This is a genomic window from Psychrobium sp. 1_MG-2023 (assembly GCF_030689115.1).
In the GTDB taxonomy this organism is placed as follows: Bacteria; Pseudomonadota; Gammaproteobacteria; order Enterobacterales; family Psychrobiaceae; genus Psychrobium.
In genome coordinates, this window is the sequence record NZ_JAUYVJ010000072.1 from 1 (window position 1) to 1,117 (window position 1,117).

The 1,117-nt window shown below is 45.3% G+C and carries 2 protein-coding genes; both read right to left on the reverse strand.

Going from position 1 to position 1,117, the window contains the following annotated elements; genetic code table 11:
- The coding region (locus Q8W26_RS17795) for an IS66 family transposase zinc-finger binding domain-containing protein (RefSeq protein ID WP_305473879.1) at positions 1-524 on the reverse strand (524 nt) is incomplete at its 3' end.
- Between the two features lie 84 nt (positions 525-608).
- Positions 609-959, reverse strand: coding sequence for an IS66 family insertion sequence element accessory protein TnpB (gene tnpB / locus Q8W26_RS17800; RefSeq protein ID WP_305473880.1), 351 nt, complete (start codon positions 957-959; stop codon positions 609-611).
- Positions 960-1,117: the final 158 nt, after the last annotated feature.

Below are 1,117 nucleotides of genomic sequence, written 5' to 3' on the forward strand. Positions count from 1 at the left end.
GCGGTAACAACAGCGGCTAACGTATGCGGACTCGCCATGCTGCGTGGGATAGGCTGTTTTGACTTACTGGCCGTCACGACTTTATTCTTGATTTGGGTGTGCTCGCACTCACGGCAGGCATATTTAAGTTGTTTGTGTCTAATAACACTGATTTTTTCAGGGATTATTTTTATCTGTTCACTGTCTTCACTGCCACATACGTGCATGTCACTACCGCAACACGTACAACGGGTATCATCAAGTTCATACACGGACTCTTCACGCTCGAGGTGTTCAGGGAGTGTTTGTTTGCCTTTTTTATGATGCTTTGGCTCAGCCTTAATTTGTTCGGCTTCGTTGAATATACCTCGAGGGGCTTTTTCACTTTTTTTGCCAAAGCGTTGGGCGTTACTCAAGTTGAGCTTACTAATGAGCAGGTCTATTTTTTGCTGCATCTGAGCTTTGTCATTTTGTAGCGATTCAACTTGCGCCTGTAAAGCGGCCAGTTGTTGATGAAGTTGCTCAACGCTGAGGTCTTTTGTCACGTTTAGTCGGCTTGATTAGTGTCATTTGGCGTTAGCATGACACACTGGGATGATCGTTCAAGCCCTTAAAAACGATCACGTTGTTCACATCACTGATAGTCCCCTCAGTCGGTGGTGCTTGGTCTGGTTAACAACAGGTAGCCCTGAGAGTAACCATTGCAGTTGTCGCTCTTCAATGTGCAGTGCACTGGGCGTTTCGTCATATTGCGGCCATTGGAAACGGCCTTGCTCTAGTCGTCGATAGTAAAGCCAAAAGCCGTTGGTATCCCAAAATAATATTTTTAATTTATCGCGCTGTTTATTACAAAAAACAAACCAGGCTTTACTCATTGGGTCGCGCTCAAGCTGGTCACACACGATAACGGATAAACCATTGATCGACTTTCGCATGTCAGTAAAGCCAGTGACGAGGTACACTTGCGTTGGGCTAATCACTCGATCAGCCCTAAGACTTGCTGAAGTTTATGAACGGGCATAGCCTCATCAAAGGTCAATTGGTAGCCCTTAGGGGTTGTGAGAATAAGTGATGAGGTTTTCGTTGCTGTTGGCTCATTAACAAATAGCGGCACCAATTGATGAGATTTTTGCTTTGG